Source organism: Symmachiella dynata (assembly GCF_007747995.1).
In the GTDB taxonomy this organism is placed as follows: Bacteria; Planctomycetota; Planctomycetia; order Planctomycetales; family Planctomycetaceae; genus Symmachiella; species Symmachiella dynata.
In genome coordinates this window covers 5,155,217-5,169,878 of sequence record NZ_CP036276.1, presented here as the reverse complement: position 1 = coordinate 5,169,878, position 14,662 = coordinate 5,155,217, and the positions used below count along the sequence as shown (strand labels likewise).

Annotated in this window: 13 protein-coding genes; 9 read left to right on the top strand and 4 right to left on the bottom strand. The window is 55.2% G+C overall.

Annotated elements, in window-relative coordinates; all coding sequences use genetic code 11:
- Positions 1-94: 94 nt before the first annotated feature.
- The 3 genes from Mal52_RS19615 to Mal52_RS19605 all read left to right on the top strand — a co-directional run bounded on the left by Mal52_RS19615 (position 95) and on the right by Mal52_RS19605 (position 4,681).
- Complete coding sequence (locus tag Mal52_RS19615) at positions 95-1,924, top strand: DUF8034 domain-containing protein (RefSeq protein ID WP_197534340.1); 1,830 nt, start codon at positions 95-97, stop codon at positions 1,922-1,924.
- A 416-nt stretch (positions 1,925-2,340) separates the two neighbouring features.
- The gene (locus Mal52_RS19610) at positions 2,341-3,336 is read left to right on the top strand and encodes a tetratricopeptide repeat protein (RefSeq protein WP_145378183.1); all 996 of its coding nucleotides are present in this window, start codon (positions 2,341-2,343) and stop codon (positions 3,334-3,336) included.
- 223 nt (positions 3,337-3,559) lie between these two features.
- Complete coding sequence (locus Mal52_RS19605; RefSeq protein WP_145378181.1) at positions 3,560-4,681, top strand: tetratricopeptide repeat protein; 1,122 nt, start codon at positions 3,560-3,562, stop codon at positions 4,679-4,681.
- A gap of 16 nt (positions 4,682-4,697) precedes the next feature.
- Here the strand turns inward: Mal52_RS19605 and Mal52_RS19600 are convergent, their stop codons facing one another.
- Positions 4,698-6,002, bottom strand: a complete 1,305-nt coding sequence (locus Mal52_RS19600) for an outer membrane protein assembly factor BamB family protein (RefSeq protein ID WP_145378179.1) — start codon at positions 6,000-6,002, stop codon at positions 4,698-4,700.
- Positions 6,003-6,191: 189 nt separating this feature from the next.
- Between Mal52_RS19600 and Mal52_RS19595 the strand changes: the two genes are divergently transcribed.
- Positions 6,192-7,124 carry an alpha/beta hydrolase gene (locus Mal52_RS19595; RefSeq protein WP_145378177.1) on the top strand — a complete coding sequence of 311 codons (933 nt, stop codon included), beginning with the start codon at positions 6,192-6,194 and terminating at the stop codon, positions 7,122-7,124.
- Positions 7,125-7,181: 57 nt separating this feature from the next.
- Positions 7,182-7,655 carry a GNAT family N-acetyltransferase gene (locus Mal52_RS19590; protein ID WP_145378175.1) on the top strand — a complete coding sequence of 158 codons (474 nt, stop codon included), beginning with the start codon at positions 7,182-7,184 and terminating at the stop codon, positions 7,653-7,655.
- Between the two features lie 65 nt (positions 7,656-7,720).
- Here Mal52_RS19590 and Mal52_RS19585 read toward each other — a convergent pair whose 3' ends face one another.
- Positions 7,721-9,346 carry a DUF1254 domain-containing protein gene (locus tag Mal52_RS19585; RefSeq protein ID WP_197534338.1) on the bottom strand — a complete coding sequence of 542 codons (1,626 nt, stop codon included), beginning with the start codon at positions 9,344-9,346 and terminating at the stop codon, positions 7,721-7,723.
- 228 nt (positions 9,347-9,574) lie between these two features.
- Between Mal52_RS19585 and Mal52_RS19580 the strand changes: the two genes are divergently transcribed.
- Positions 9,575-10,018, top strand: a complete 444-nt coding sequence (locus Mal52_RS19580; protein WP_145378174.1) for a nucleoside deaminase — start codon at positions 9,575-9,577, stop codon at positions 10,016-10,018.
- A 62-nt stretch (positions 10,019-10,080) separates the two neighbouring features.
- On the top strand, positions 10,081-10,377 hold the full coding sequence (locus Mal52_RS19575) for a hypothetical protein (RefSeq protein ID WP_145378171.1): 297 nt from the start codon (positions 10,081-10,083) through the stop codon (positions 10,375-10,377).
- A 371-nt stretch (positions 10,378-10,748) separates the two neighbouring features.
- On the opposite strand, the gene Mal52_RS19570 is transcribed toward Mal52_RS19575, so the two are convergent.
- Positions 10,749-11,393 carry a Fic/DOC family protein gene (locus Mal52_RS19570; protein ID WP_145378170.1) on the bottom strand — a complete coding sequence of 215 codons (645 nt, stop codon included), beginning with the start codon at positions 11,391-11,393 and terminating at the stop codon, positions 10,749-10,751.
- A 39-nt stretch (positions 11,394-11,432) separates the two neighbouring features.
- Positions 11,433-12,206, bottom strand: a complete 774-nt coding sequence (locus tag Mal52_RS19565; protein ID WP_145378168.1) for a glucose 1-dehydrogenase — start codon at positions 12,204-12,206, stop codon at positions 11,433-11,435.
- A 323-nt stretch (positions 12,207-12,529) separates the two neighbouring features.
- On the opposite strand from Mal52_RS19565, the gene Mal52_RS19560 reads away from it, so the two are divergent.
- Both Mal52_RS19560 and Mal52_RS19555 read left to right on the top strand, forming a co-directional pair.
- Positions 12,530-13,540, top strand: a complete 1,011-nt coding sequence (locus tag Mal52_RS19560) for a peptidyl-alpha-hydroxyglycine alpha-amidating lyase family protein (RefSeq protein ID WP_145378165.1) — start codon at positions 12,530-12,532, stop codon at positions 13,538-13,540.
- A gap of 191 nt (positions 13,541-13,731) precedes the next feature.
- On the top strand, positions 13,732-14,643 hold the full coding sequence (locus Mal52_RS19555; protein ID WP_145378163.1) for an acetamidase/formamidase family protein: 912 nt from the start codon (positions 13,732-13,734) through the stop codon (positions 14,641-14,643).
- Positions 14,644-14,662: the final 19 nt, after the last annotated feature.

Below are 14,662 nucleotides of genomic sequence, written 5' to 3'. Positions count from 1 at the left end.
TCGTTTAGATAAATGGGTGTCGATGTATTGGGCAATACGCAATCCCACCTGAGCTGTACTCCCTCCGCAATTCCCTCCGCTAGGATTTGGCATCATGGAAACTACCTGGAAGTTGGCACGTGTCTTTGCCGTTTTATTTCTGATGTCGTCGATTCAACCAGCGAGCGCTGCTGACGTCGTGGTGAACATAGACACGCCGATGCCGCCGCCGGCCTGGGCTGTGATGCAACGTGATTTGCTCCGCGAAAACCTGGATGCCTGTCGGGAATTCTTTGGCAAGTATTTCGACGAGCGCGGCTATTTGATGTGCGTCGAACGTTGGGGAGGAGACGATGGGCCGGACGATGCGATCGAGAATTGCAACGATTGGCCGATCTTGCACGCGTTGGGTGCTTCGGACGAAATTCTCAAGATGTACAAACATGCTTGGGAGGGCCATCTGCGGCAATTCACCGAAGCCAAAACGGTCGAAGTTCCCTTTGCTCGCGATGGGATGTACTACAAAGAATTCCCGGTGACGATGGATTGGGTCCACAATGGCGAGGGGCTCACGGTCTTTGATTTGCAAGGCCTGGGCGACCCCAATGACAATGCGTTTCGCAAACGCGTACGCCGCTACGCCGGGTTTTATCTCAACGAAGATCCCGGTGCGCAAAACTACGATCCCCGCCACAAGATTATCCGCAGCCTATTTAACGGCAGTCGTGGTCCGCTGATGCGGAAAGCCACCGGCTTGGATTGGGCGGGTGACCCGATTGAGGTCAAAGGTCGATTTAAGCCGCGGCATGGAGAAGATACGTATGAACAGATGCTCGAGCATTTTCAGGACTACAACGATATCGTCGGCGATCATCCGCAGAATATGGGCGCGACTTCGTTAGCGCTCAATGCGTATATGTTAACGCACGAACCGAAGTACAAAGAGTGGTTGCTGGAATACGTCGATGCCTGGCGGGAACGGACCTTGCGCAACGACGGCATTATCCCCACCAATATTGGTCTGAATGGAAAAATTGGCGGCGAGACCGACGGCAAATGGTATGGCGGCGTTTATGGGTGGGGGTTTTCAGTTCGCAATCCGGCAGACGGGCAATTGGCGCACCGCAATACGCACGGTCTGGGGATTACGGGGTTCGGCAATGCATTGTTATTGACGGGGGACCAAAAGTACGTCGACGTCTGGCGCGATATGATTAAGGCCATCAATGCGCAAGTCAAAACGATCAACGGCAAAAAAATGTACCCACGGATGTACGGCGACGACGGTTGGTACAATTACGGACCATCCCCCTACGCGCAAGGCGCGCAGGAGATTTATTATTGGTCGATGTTGCCGGAAGATCGCGAACGACTCGGCGGCAATGCGTGGTTGAATTATCTCGAGGGGAAAGATCCCACTTACCCCATCCGTGCGCTCCAAGCAGATTTCGCTGCGATTCGTCGCAAGGTCGAAGGCATGCGAAACGACGACACGACACCTGATACGCGGTTGTCCGATGATCCGATGCCTTTCAATCCTTGCAGCGTGAATTCGTTGGTCTCGCAGATGCTGGGCGGGATTCATCCTGGTCATCGCGGTGCTCCGCTGCATTGCCGCTTGCGGTATTTCGATCCGATCAAACGGCGGGCGGGCGTCCCCGATTCGGTGGCCGCTTTGGTTGAGAAACTTTCAGCCGACCAAACCACGGTCACGTTGATCAACACCAGCCAATCACAACCGCGGGAGGTGGTGGTGCAAGGGGGAGCCTACGGAGAGCACCAGTGCGAGTCGATCGTGATTGACGGTGTGGCCACTGACATCAACGCGCCCTCATTTACGGTCCGTTTGGCACCGGGGTCGGGGACGAAGCTGATCATCAATATGCAGCGCTATGCAAATCAGCCGACGATGTTGTTCCCCTGGGATCAAGCGTCGCTGAATTAGTGCAGCGTCCAATTGAAAAACGAGGGTGCCACTGACTTTGCCAGTGTTTGGCTAGTCGCGTACCCGTTTAAAACTGCGCTGGCACGGACTGCGACTGCCGCCCCATCCCGACTCTTCGGTAACCGCTTTCCCGCCTGATTTCACGCGATTTCTAGGCATCTGGTGATTCCACAGCTAAAAAATTCGTTTTCTAGAAAGGACTTGGTTATAATCCGGTAGATGTCTGTTACCTCTGGTAAGGAATTCGCAGAATGTCTCAGGCTGAAATTGCTCAACACGGCGCGATCGAACAACTGACAGAGCGGATGCGGAAATTTGAATCGGCAGGGCTGCCCAAACCGCCGAATTATTTACTGAGTGATTACCTTTGCTTTTTGGTCGACAGTCAGTTGGTGCCGCGCGAAACGTCGGACAACATGCAGGCGATCTACAATGCCGTTCGCTACGGCGATGCGACTATCGATGCAGGAATCTTGGCCAAGACGCTCGCGCAACTCGATGCCGCTTCGGCAAATCTACACGAGATAGAACGGCCTGATATCGAGGCTTTGGCGGAAAAGCTCGCTGAACCTCAGGTCCCTGCCGAGACACCGGACCAAGTTCTCGCTCCGTTGCCGGTGAACCCATCATTGGCGGCCGCCCCTGATGTTCCCGCATTGCCCAGCCGCAAAACAGTTGATGATTTATCGCGGTACATGCCGGTTGCCAATCCCCCCCTACGTATGTCGCTGCGAATCCTGGCCGGTGGGCTCCTTTGGACATTGATGGTGCTCGTGGCTGGATATTATGGACATGACAAAGTCTCTTCGTTGTTTAAAAAGGAAGAGCCATTCAGACTTGAATGGGAAGATCCCCATCGTAAGTTGGTGATAGACCGGAATTCGCAAGAAGGCCACCAACAATTTGTAAACAATCGGCGCGCTTTAATTCAGCAGACTGATATAGAGAAAGAACGTCAAAGATTGCTGGTGAGATTGGCTCAATTCCATCTTAGTCATGGAGAATATGGCGAGTTCTATTTCATCTATGATTCGCTGATCAGGCAGGATCCGAACAACCCGCACCACAAAATCAAATTTGCAGCATTTCTGTTGGACAAGACGAAACCGTGGTATCACGATCCGGGGCGTGCGTTGATACTCGCCGAGGAGGCAGTTGCCTTGGAACCAGAAACCTATTCACTACGCGTGCTTGCCGAAGCATTGTATCAAACAGGTGACGCAGAACAGGCGAAGGACTTCCAACAACAGGCGGACATTGCCTTATATGAAGCGGAAATTAAAGGAAGAGGAAGACTAAGAGGAATTGGAATTCTGAGGTTCAGCAAAAATGGTCGAGTAGTTCCACCGGTCAGCGGGCCTGGATCGGTCGCCCCCCAAAAAAGCGGCACCGCGGAGTGGCCTGGGGATTGATCTCGACTAACATCTCGTTGAAAAAACCAAAAAACACGCGAGTGTTGGGTGGCAGGACTGGTTTGTCCAGCCATCTTGGCGAGGATCCTTCAATCAGCGATTACTGCTTCAGTGCACGAGGTTTCGCGACATCGGAAGAGATTTGACCGAAAAGATTCGCCAACCAACAAGGTGTTGCTATAATCAGACAGGTGTCCGTCAACTCTCGTAAGGAAATTACGGCATGGCCCAGGCTGAAATTGCCCCCAATGGCACGATCGAGCAACTGACGGAGCGGTTGCGGAATTTTGAATCCGCTGGGCTTCCCAAACCGCCGAATTACTTGCTGAGCGATTATCTTTGCTTTTTGGTCGACAACGAGTTGCTGCCGCGCGAAACGTCGGACAATGTGCAAGCGATCTACAATGATGGTCGCTATGGCGATGCACATATCGATGAAGAGATCTTGGCCAAGACGCTCTCGCAACTTGATGCCGCATTGACAGCGATCCGCGAGATGGATCGACCTGACATCGAAGCTTTGGCCGAGACGCTTACCAGTCCTCAGGAGTCCGTTGAAGCGAACGGCCAGGAAGTCGCGCAGCCGTCTGTAAAATCAACGCTAACGACGTTTACAGCCGAGCCCGAATTACCTCCACTGCTACCGAGCGAATCAGACAACGATGTCACACAATTGATGCCTGTCTCAAATTCCCGCTGGGGTTTGTGGTCCCGAATCATTGTCTGCGGGATTCTCTGGACGTTGGTTGTGTTGGTGGCGGGATATTTCGGGCATGACAAAATGTCTGCTTTAATTCCCAAAAGCCACGTGAAAACTCACAAGTTGGTGGACGACACGGAATTGCTAGAGCGTCGTCGGGAATTCATTGAGGATCGGCGTGCTTTGATTGAGGAGGCTACGTCGGAGGCGGAACGCCAAAACGAGATGCGTAGCTTAGCGCAGGCTCATATCTCGCGGGGCGAGTATGGCGAGTACTATTACATCTACGATTCGATGCTCCGAAAGGATCCGGATAACGATCGGAACAAAGTGAAATTGGCGGAGCTGCTGTTGGATACGAAATCGTCGTGGTATCACGATCCGGTCCGTGCACGCAAACTTCTCGAAGAGGCGGTCACGGTTGACTCACCTCTGTATTCTCGCAAATTGCTTGCCGAAGCGTTGTATCAAACGGGAGACAAGGAACGGGCAATTCAAATCAGACGAGAAGTGGATTCCGTCTACGTCGGTTTGCCAACACGGAAGCAATGGGTCTTTAAAGAACGTGGCCGCAGGTTCAGTTGGGAGATGGATGAGAGTTATCCCACAAAAACAGGGCGAGATCAGCGTACGTCCAGGAACTGATCGCGACGCGGCCTGATCAAGGCTTGGCCGCGACGCGCGGTGCCGCTATGGCATACATACGGTGATTGCCACGAAAATAAATCGTGCCGTCCACAATCGCGGGCGTGGCGAAGAAGTCTCCCTCGAGTTTGTTTTTCGCCAGAATCTCTCCCTCGGGCCCCATTTTCAATACGGTGCACAGACCATTTTTGCTCAGGCAATAGACTTTGCCATCGCCAGCCAAGACCGATGCGCGATAAGAACTATCGCCCAACCGCTTGCGATAGTGGACGTCGCCGGTTTGTAGGTCCATGCAAATGCCAACGCCGTTTTCCCGCACCATGTACAACTTGCCTTCGTAGGCGGTCGGCGTGGTGATGTCGCAGCTTTCGCGGGGAAACGTCCACATGCGGCCCGACTGCGTGATGTCGCCCTTGCCACCGGTTTTAATGGCGATGGCTCGGCCGATACCCCCTTTCCCCGGATTCGGTGCGCACTGGACGACCACCTCTTCGCTCACGACGGGTGAGGAGATAATACGGCCGAATTCGCTGTTCACCTTCAGGCCTCCGCTGATCCAGATCTGTTTCCCGGAATCCAAATCATAGGCATTGATGTGGTCCGCGCCGGAAACCACCAGTTGATCACCGTCGGCTGTTTGCAGCACGATGGGTGAAGAATAACTATCCGGCCCGTCGTCGGCGGCCGGGAGTTTGCGGTCGGTCTTCCAGACTTGGTCACCGGTTTTTTTATCCAAGGCGACGACGTAGGACGGGCCTTTGGTCATGCAGGCAATGTAGAGATTGTCGCCCCACAGTCGCGGCGAGGAGGCCATGCCGAAACGGATTGTATAAGGGCCGTATTCTTTGACGAGGTCGCGCCGCCAGACTTCGTTGCCATCCACATCGAGACAGACCAGCAATCCGGTGCCGAAATACGCCCAAACATGCTCCTCATCGGCCGACGGGCAAGGGGTCGCGGGATTGTGGCGGTGCGTGTAAAGTTCCTTCGGCCCATAGGCGGACAACACGCCGTCGCCTACCTTTTTCTTCCAAGCAATTTTGCCGCTGTCACGCTCAATCGCAATCACCCACAGCGCTTTGTCCTCGGTCTGGGAGGTGACGAACAGACGTTTGGAATTGACCGCCGGCGACGATTCCCCGCGTCCGGGTAAGTCGATTTGCCAAGCCACGTTTTTATCCATCGACCATTCGAGCGGGAGATTCGACTCATCCGAAACCCCGGTCCCGGCTGCGCCGCGAAACCCGGACCAGTTCTCGGCCATCGCTGCGGTTGAAATGCAGAACAAAGTCAACGTGATGAGATATCGCAATCCGTTCATGAGTGTCCTTTGTCTCAATGTTGCCGGGGATTTGATTGAGTTGCTAAGTATTTGACTGGAAGCGGTGGTTGATTCGGATTATGGTGAATTCCAGCCGGTCACGCAATAAGCATGATACAAGTTCGGCGTCGTGCAATGTACGACAGCTAACGTTCAACAAAATTCCGTCCAAACGATCGAAGAACTCACATGCATCTCCGATTTTCCATCGCACTCGCTAGTCTCCTGGTTCTGGTCTCCGTGGCGGACGCACAAGACGTGTCGAAGAAAAAAAGTAGTGTGCCTCCTCCCACCCACACCGACGTCAAATACGGTCCGCACGACCGCCATGTGATGGATGTCTGGCTGGCCGAATCGGACAAGCCGACGCCCGTTGTTGTTTCCATCCACGGCGGTGCATTTCGGCATGGCGATAAGAGCGTGAGCCGGCCTGTGCTGCGCGAATGTTTGAAATCTGGAATTTCCGTTGTCGCGATCACCTATCGGTTTACGCCTGACCATATCGCGCCGGCCCAACACCGGGATGCAGCGCGGGCGGTGCAGTTTGTGCGGCACAATGCCGACCAGTGGAATCTCGATCCCACAAAAATCGCCGCTGTGGGCGGATCGGCGGGGGCGGGGATGTCGCTGTGGCTCGGTTTTCATGACGACATGGCCGACCCGAAAAATGCGGATCCCGTCCTGCGGCAATCAACACGGCTGACCTGCATGGCGGTGAACAATGGACAGACCTCCTATGACCCGCGTTTCATTCGCAAGCTCTATCCTGGCACCGACACCTACAGCAACTCCGCACTGGCGCAATTGTTCGACATCGATATGAAACAACTCGACAACCTGCCGACGGAGAAATACAAACTGTTCGAAGAAGTCTCCGCCCTCACGCATCTCACCGCCGATGATCCGCCGGTGTTGATGACCTATGACAGCGACTACGACACCCCAATCAGCAGTCGCAGCATCGGGATCCATCACCCGCGATTTGGCAAGGTGCTCAAGGAGCGGATGGACAAATTGGGTATCGAATGTGTCGTGCATACCGATTTCAAAAAAACTGGCAACACCCGCGCAGACCAAGTTGTACCGTTTTTGAATAAGCATCTGCTGTCGGACGGCAAATAACGTCGAGTCCGCTGCACTGCACACGCACGCATTTCAAAAAGTACGACATCCACAACAATGCAGATTCGCAAATACCAACCCGGCGAGGAACGCGCATTGTGGCGGTTGTTTTTCGACACGATCCACAACGTCAATACTCGCGACTACACAGCAGATCAGGTCCAGGCTTGGGCGCCGGAGATAATCGACGAGCATCTGTGGCGGGTGCGGATCCAGGCGATGGAACCGTATGTCTGTGTGGCTGCCGACGACGTGGTCGTGGGGTATGCGGGTTTGCTACCGTCGGGATACATCGACCACTTCTATGTGCATCACCAATGGCAAGGGCAGGGGGTGGGTAAATTGTTGTATGCGGCAATTGAAACTGCCGCGGACCAGCAAAATCTCGACGTACTGACCGCCGACGTCAGCATCACCGCCCGCCCGTTTTTCACCGCCCGTGGTTTTACGGTCGTAACGCAACAAGAAGTCACGCGGGGGACGACGGTGTTGACGAACTTTAAGATGGTCAAACGGCTCGGTGATAAGTAAACGAACGCAAAGGCGACAACTGGAGCGAGCATTCGCTCGTCCCGGTTGTACGCCGTCATTGCGAATCACTTAACCAACTCAATCTCGCTCGGTTGCCACTCTTTGGTGAAGAACGTTTCCAGCGGGCTGTAGAGTCGCAGGATCGTGAACCAGCCTTTGCCGGGCATGGTTTGGATCCAATTGCCGCGTTTCACGCCCTGCGGTTGTTGAGGCCCGAAGTAAATCGTCGTGGAACCGTCGCCGCTGGCTTCGGCTGCTGGGGAGGGATATTTCTGACTGCCGGCGCGGGGATACCGTTGCGGCGTCGCCAGCATCGAACGCGATTGGTTGTCATACAGTGTGAACGACCAGAAGGCGCGGGCGGGGATGTTTGGCGGCAGCGTCACTTTGTACGTCTTTGCCCCGTCAAATGGGTCTCCCGTTGCATCTAAAAAGCTCATCAGGTATTGCGAGCCGACGCCGGGTATGCGCATGATCATGCCGGGTGAGTCGAGCGTATAGGCATAATAGAATGCCGTCCGCGAATCGAGGGTTCGTGCGCCGGTCGGGGGATAGGGTTTGAACATGCCTTCCTTGGTGAACTGCGGCGGCGGTGTTTCGAAAAACGCGCCTCCTTCAAAGAGCATGTTGCCCCAATTAGAATCGGAGTAGTACGCCCAATCGGGATGTGAGACGGCATACCGCCAATTCAAGCAGCGGCCGGCGGCATTGCCCACCGCGGCGGCGGCGGTGAGGATCTTCTTCATGCGGGCATCCGGCTCAAATGGCTTGCCGTGCACGATTCCAATGGCCGCCAATTGCCCGGCCAATTCCACATCGTAGCTGGTCGCCGGTTCCTGTTGCACGTTCTCGTTGATCATTTCAAAGAAACCGTAGTCGCTGGGCGGGATCGTATTGAACGCCTTGCCGCTGGCTTCGATAAACTTGGTTTCAGGGATCGGTGGGTTATCTGCCAGCTTGACTTTGCCTTCCAGCGCCGTCGCAATGCTGGTTCCAAAGCCGCCCGGCGTGTAGGGATAAATCTTCAGGTTCTTTTTGATATTCTCGACGGTAGGTTTCGGGTCGTTATTGACGAGAAACGAGCGGGCGGCGTAGAGCACGCGGTTGGTTTTTGAGTGGGCGATATAAAATCCTCCCTCGGGCAGCGGGCCGTCGTATCCCGGCGGGACAATCAGGTATTTGCCCCCCTGACCGCGATCGGGCCCGGGCCGACCAATGTCGATGATCCAGGAAAACCACATGTCGTTGACCGCGCCCAGCCCATTGGAAGGCTGCTCGATCACCATCGGCCCTTTGCTCAGGTTCACCGCCGCCAAGTAATAGATGGTGTCGGCGTTGGCGGTCAGGAACAGCGAGTTGGAATCCATCAATTTGGAGAAGATGACAACCGTGTTGTCTTCGGCCCCAATGCTCTGAAATCCCTTACCCAGAGCATACGCCGATGCGCCGCGAAAGCTGTTGTTGTACGCGTTCAACGCACGGGTGAAATCGAGAGCGTCGCGGACCTTCTCAGCGGTCTCCACGCTCGGCACGCCATTTTGGAAATCCAGCGCGCCAATCGGCGTTTCGACTTTGTCCGGTGTGGTGAGCTCTACCGGAATTTTTCCGGCAGGCTGTGCCATCACCAGGCCGTGAAGGTTCAGCACGGCTACGGCCGCTGTCATTGCCAGTCGTTTGGAAATCGGTTTCATGATGCCCCTCTAAATTCTAGTTGGTCTGACGATTCTGCCATCGAGGTTCGTGCCGAGTCTGCATTTCGTACGAAACAATTTCGAACTTTAGCCTATTGGTCATGACGACAGTTTGCAATATGCTATTCCTAGAAATTTCAGGTGGCGATCCGATATCAACAACTGTTAGGATTTTGTGTGCAGGCAACCGTTGGCTCCGCAATTGGCCGAATAAAGAAAGTGTCAACCATGGATGAATTTCTCAAAGCGGCAATCGACGAAGCACGGGCCGGATTGGACGAGGGGGGAATTCCGATCGGTTCGGTGCTGGTGCTCGACGGCAAAATCGTCGGCCGCGGGCACAACCGCCGTGTGCAACAGGGCAGCGCCATTCTGCATGCGGAGATGGACTGCCTCGAAAACGCCGGCCGCCTAACCGCCGCCGATTACCGCCGCTCGGTGCTGTACTCGACCCTCTCCCCCTGCGACATGTGCAGCGGAGCAATCCTGCTCTACAAAATCCCCCAAGTGATCGTAGGTGAAAACCAAACCTTCCAAGGCCCCGAAGCCCACGTCCGCAGCCGCGGCGTCGACGTGCAGGTGGTAGATAATGCCGAGTGCGTGGAGCTGATGCGGCGGTTTATCGCGGACCGGCCGGAGTTGTGGGGGGAGGATATTGGGGAGGAGGTGTAGGGGGATTTATGGGAGATGCCGAATAACCACATTGGCTTGCATAGAACCTAGAGGTGATAATCGTGAATGGTTTCACAATTTACATGCTAATTGCCATCGCGGTGTCGCTGCTCTTCCACGCCTTTTGTAAGAAATTTATTCTCGCATCAATACTTGCCGCTGCCCTCTGTGCCATTGGCAATGTGGTTGATGAAACATTCCGGGCTGCCCGCGCACATCCCGGCACATTTGAAATTCGGCCGAATGACTTGGTCTTTTGGTTGCCCATGGATTTTCTGATGGGAGCTGTCCCGGCTCTTTTTGTCGCGACAATCACGGGCCTTCCCTTCTTGTTCGTCAGTAAGATAACATCAGAATGATTCTCATTCTGGACCGACGAAATCAGCGGAAATTGATTCTAAGAAAGACTCCCCGCAGCGATTGGATTCCTGCAGCTGCGCCGCCACGAAAGAATCTTTCGGAGCCACCAGGACGGCGGTTTATCTAGGACCGGTCGGAGTTGTGGGGGTGGTGTAAATTCTCTCGCCCAGTTCGTGAGATTTGTGGTATAATTCATCTATGAATAATTTTGGCACAGGCCCGACATTACGAGAAGCTTCACCGCATTTGAGAGATGACGCCCAGCGACATGAGCGGATTCTCGAAGTTGCCGAGCGCAATAGCGTGATCGAAGGACTGCCCCCCTTCTCGGAAGAGTTGCGAGTCCGGTTGCTTAGGCAACTGGCGGCGATCACTCCTGCCGAGCCGCAGACAGCGCGCGGCGAATTACCTCAATCATAGGTCGATAGTTAGCTTTCTGAAGCGCAGCCTTGGCAGCGGTGATGTAACCCTTGATGCCTTTGTCTGTCGCATCGTAGACCAGCAGTGGGCGACCGGATTGCACGGAAATCAAGTCTGTCATTAGCTTGATGGTGCGGGCATTCCCTTCGCGGAACGGGTGGATTGCAAGAAACTCTCCTTGGATTATGCCCAGCGCTTCGCAGAAATTATCGTCACCTTCCAGGCTTTCCGCGGGATAGATTGACAAGACACCTCGCTCGAAATCCGCCATCGATTGATCGAGGTACTGGGCAGCTGGCCAGATAGCGCCTGGCTTGCTGATCTGTACCGTTCGCCACCGGCCCGCCCACTCATAAAGACGCCCAAAAATACATTCATGGATGTATTTCAAAATTTCACATGACATTTTTGTGTCCGTCCGTACTTCGGACAGTAACAGTTCATATGTGTTTGCTAAACCCTCTTCTTCGGCAGTGTAAATGCTTTCTAGGTCGACGAGGTCAAGTTTATTGACGAGCACAGTCTGCGCATCGTCTACGTATTGGGCTTCGATGTTCCCGGAGACATCGTATTTGTCATCTCGTTTTCCCGGCATGACTTTTACCTTAGAAATGCTTTTTCAATCACCTACCCCTCACTCCGGTGTCACATACGCCGCCGTGATCCCGCCGTCGACCGTGAACTCCGCCCCCGTCATGTACGACGAATCGTCCGATGCTAAAAAGAGCGCCGCTTTGGCCATCTCTGCTGCCAAACCAAAACGGCCCATGGGAATGTGGACTAGGCGGCGCTGTTTTTTCTCTTCGGTGTCGAGAAAGCTCATCAGCAGTTCGGTTTTCAGTGGGCCGGGGCAGAGGGCGTTGACGCGGATGTTTTCGCGGGCGTGGATGACTGCCAATTCGCGGGACATGGCGAGCACGCCTCCCTTGCTGGCTGTGTAGGCCAATTGCGGCGTGGCGGCGCCCATTAAGGCGACGAACGAGGCGGTGTTGATGATCGACCCGCCGCCCGATTTACGAATCGCCGGGATGCCGTATTTGCAGCCCAGGAAGACCCCCTTGAGATTGATAGCCATCGTCAATTCCCAGATCTTCTCCGACGTCTGCTCCGCATCGCCATCGTCGCCATGCATGATGCCGGCGTTGTTAAACATCACGTGTAGGCCGCCGAAGGAATCCTCAGCCGTGCGGACCATGTTCTCGCAATCGGCCGCCTGAGAAATATCGGCATGCACATAGACCGCCTCGCCGCCGGCCGATTGAATCGTCGCGACGGTTTCCTGACCGCCGTCATCGTTGACATCGACGACGACGACCTTGGCGCCTTCGGCCGCGAAAAGCGTCGAGGTTTCACGTCCAATACCACTACCGCCGCCAGTAATCAGGGCGACTTTGTTTTCTAAACGCATGTTAGTTATCTCGCTTGGTGAATTGTGTTTGTTGTGATTGTTGTGCGCGGGAGACCCGCCCCCATGTTGTGCGCGGGTCTCTCGACCCCGCACTTGCGTGACCGTAGGTCTCCCGTAGAACCGGGGAGACCTGCGGTCGGGCCCGTGGCAAGGTCGGGAGACCTTGCCACAACATAAATAGGAGACCTCGCCACAGCTTAAACGGTTTAGCGTAGCATGAAATTGGGTTCGTGAAAGTCTGCGGGTGGGGAATGATTGACGTTGCCGTTGTGCCTGGGTAGAAGGGAGCGTGTCGGTGTTTTTTTAATCGGGGAGAACGATGCATGTCGAGCGACCACGCACCTGTGACCGAGATTGTCGGCAGTGGGGATTTTGTTTACCAGGCCTGTGCGACTTGGCATCAGATGCCCGCGGGGTGGACGTTGACCGAAGCGGTCGGCGTAGCGGTCGATTCGCGGGACCGGGTCTTCGTGTTTGATCGCGGTCCGCATCCGGTGTTGATCTTTGATCGCGAGGGCAACTTCATCGATGCTTGGGGCGAAGAGCAATTCGTCCGTCCGCACGGAATTTGGATCGCCCCGGACGACACGTTGTATTTGACCGACGATTTGGATCACACCATTGGCCATTACACGTCCGATGGCAAATTGTTGCGGACGCTCGGTACTAGTGGACAGGCTAGTGAGACCGGGGTCGTGAATCGCGATTACCGCACGATCCAACGGGGCGGGCCGCCGTTTAATCAACCGACGAACCTGACCCTTGCGCCGTCGGGCGAGATGTTTGTGACGGATGGTTACGGCAATGCGCGGGTGCACAAGTTTTCGGCAGAGGGAGAATTGCTCCTCTCCTGGGGCGAGCCGGGGACCGGACCGGGGCAGTTCAACCTGCCGCACGGGATCGCGATCGACAGTCGCGGACGTGTATTTGTAGCGGACCGTGAAAACAGTCGGTTGCAGATTTTTTCGCCCGAGGGGGAATATCTGGACGAGTGGAGGGAAATCGCCCGCCCCTGCCAAATCTTTTTTGATGCGGACGATCGCGCCTATGTAGCGGAGGTTGGATATCATGCGGGGACACCCGACCCGCGTCCTGATGAGACGGGGGGACGGTTGAGCATCTTCGACAACGACGGCAATCTGCTGGCCCGCTGGGGCGGCGGAAAGGATCCGTATCAGCCGAGCGACTTCATCGCTCCCCACGATATATGGGTCGATTCCCACAACGACATTTACCTCGGCGAGGTGACCGATTCCGCGGGAATACAACGCGGCATGGTCGGGGCGGACTGTCCCTCGTTGCGAAAGTTTACGAAGGTTTTAGCCACGGATTGACACGGATTCTCACTCGTTCCCAAGCTCTGCTTGGGAACGCCATTTCGCGAAGCTCTGCTTCGCTAGACGAATTAGAATTTGTCGGCGCAAGAAATAATTAGGGACTCGAAACGGAGCTTCGAGAATCAAGGTTCCCAAACAGAGTTTGGGAACCAGTAGACCGGTAGACCAGTAGAAGTTGGGGAGGATCTATGCACCATACGTTTCGACCGACGCACTACCACACGACGATGGGGCCGCATGACGCGGTGCTCACGGTGCAAAGTGGGGATTCGGTTTCGACGACGACGATCGATGCGCGTGGGTTTGATCACCGGCGGGTTTCCGTCTCGCCGCGAGGCAATCCGCAGACGGGTCCGTTTTATGTCGAGGGGGCAGAGCCGGGGGATACGTTGCGGGTGACGTTGGATGAGCTGCGGCCGAATCGCAGGTATGGGTTTTGCCAATCGAGCCTGGCGGCAAATGTGGTCGATCCTGATTACGTGCCGGAATTGCCGCCGCCCGTGTTGGTCGAATGGGATGTGGATGTTGAAGCGGGAACGGCGACGTTGGTGCGTCCGGAATCGAAACTGGGCGAATTTGTTTTGCCGTTAGCGCCGATGCCGGGGTGTTTCGGAGTCGCTCCCAAGAACGGGCAGTTTCTGGATTGCGCAGGCTCGGCTGAGCATGGGGGCAACATGGACTATCGTGGCTTCATAGCCGGCACAACGGTTGATTTTCCGGTGTTCCAACCGGGCGGCTGTTTTTTCATCGGCGACGGGCATGCGGTGCAGGGGGATGGCGAAATCTGCGGCGCGGGTGTCGAAATCTCGATGGACGTGCGGTTCACGCTGACGGTGATCAAGGGAAAAAGCATCGGTTGGCCACGCGGCGAAAATGAGGAGTGGATCTTCACCTGCGGCAACGCCCGTCCGCTCGATCAGGCGCTACAGCACGCGACAACAGAGGTGCTGCGTTGGCTGCAACAGGACTATGGCCTCGATGCGCTGTCCGCCAATTTACTGCTCACGCAAGGGGTGCGTTACGAGGTCGGCAATGTGTTCGATCCGCAATACACTATGATTTGCAAAGTTAACAAGGAACTGCTGCGGCAGATTCCGTAGTCCATCATTGGAGTGAACG

Bases quoted from the DNA above. Each gene is read 5' to 3' on its own strand.
- Mal52_RS19565 (WP_145378168.1), bottom strand. From the start codon at position 12,206: ATGCGTTTAGAAAACAAAGTCGCCCTGATTACTGGCGGCGGTAGTGGT.
- Mal52_RS19555 (WP_145378163.1), top strand. From the start codon at position 13,732: ATGCACCATACGTTTCGACCGACGCACTACCACACGACGATGGGGCCG.
- Mal52_RS19610 (WP_145378183.1), top strand. From the start codon at position 2,341: ATGCAGGCGATCTACAATGCCGTTCGCTACGGCGATGCGACTATCGAT.
- Mal52_RS19605 (WP_145378181.1), top strand. From the start codon at position 3,560: ATGGCCCAGGCTGAAATTGCCCCCAATGGCACGATCGAGCAACTGACG.
- Mal52_RS19580 (WP_145378174.1), top strand. From the start codon at position 9,575: ATGGATGAATTTCTCAAAGCGGCAATCGACGAAGCACGGGCCGGATTG.
- Mal52_RS19570 (WP_145378170.1), bottom strand. From the start codon at position 11,393: ATGCCGGGAAAACGAGATGACAAATACGATGTCTCCGGGAACATCGAA.
- Mal52_RS19560 (WP_145378165.1), top strand. From the start codon at position 12,530: ATGTCGAGCGACCACGCACCTGTGACCGAGATTGTCGGCAGTGGGGAT.
- Mal52_RS19585 (WP_197534338.1), bottom strand. From the start codon at position 9,346: ATGAAACCGATTTCCAAACGACTGGCAATGACAGCGGCCGTAGCCGTG.
- Mal52_RS19600 (WP_145378179.1), bottom strand. From the start codon at position 6,002: ATGAACGGATTGCGATATCTCATCACGTTGACTTTGTTCTGCATTTCA.
- Mal52_RS19615 (WP_197534340.1), top strand. From the start codon at position 95: ATGGAAACTACCTGGAAGTTGGCACGTGTCTTTGCCGTTTTATTTCTG.
- Mal52_RS19595 (WP_145378177.1), top strand. From the start codon at position 6,192: ATGCATCTCCGATTTTCCATCGCACTCGCTAGTCTCCTGGTTCTGGTC.
- Mal52_RS19590 (WP_145378175.1), top strand. From the start codon at position 7,182: ATGCAGATTCGCAAATACCAACCCGGCGAGGAACGCGCATTGTGGCGG.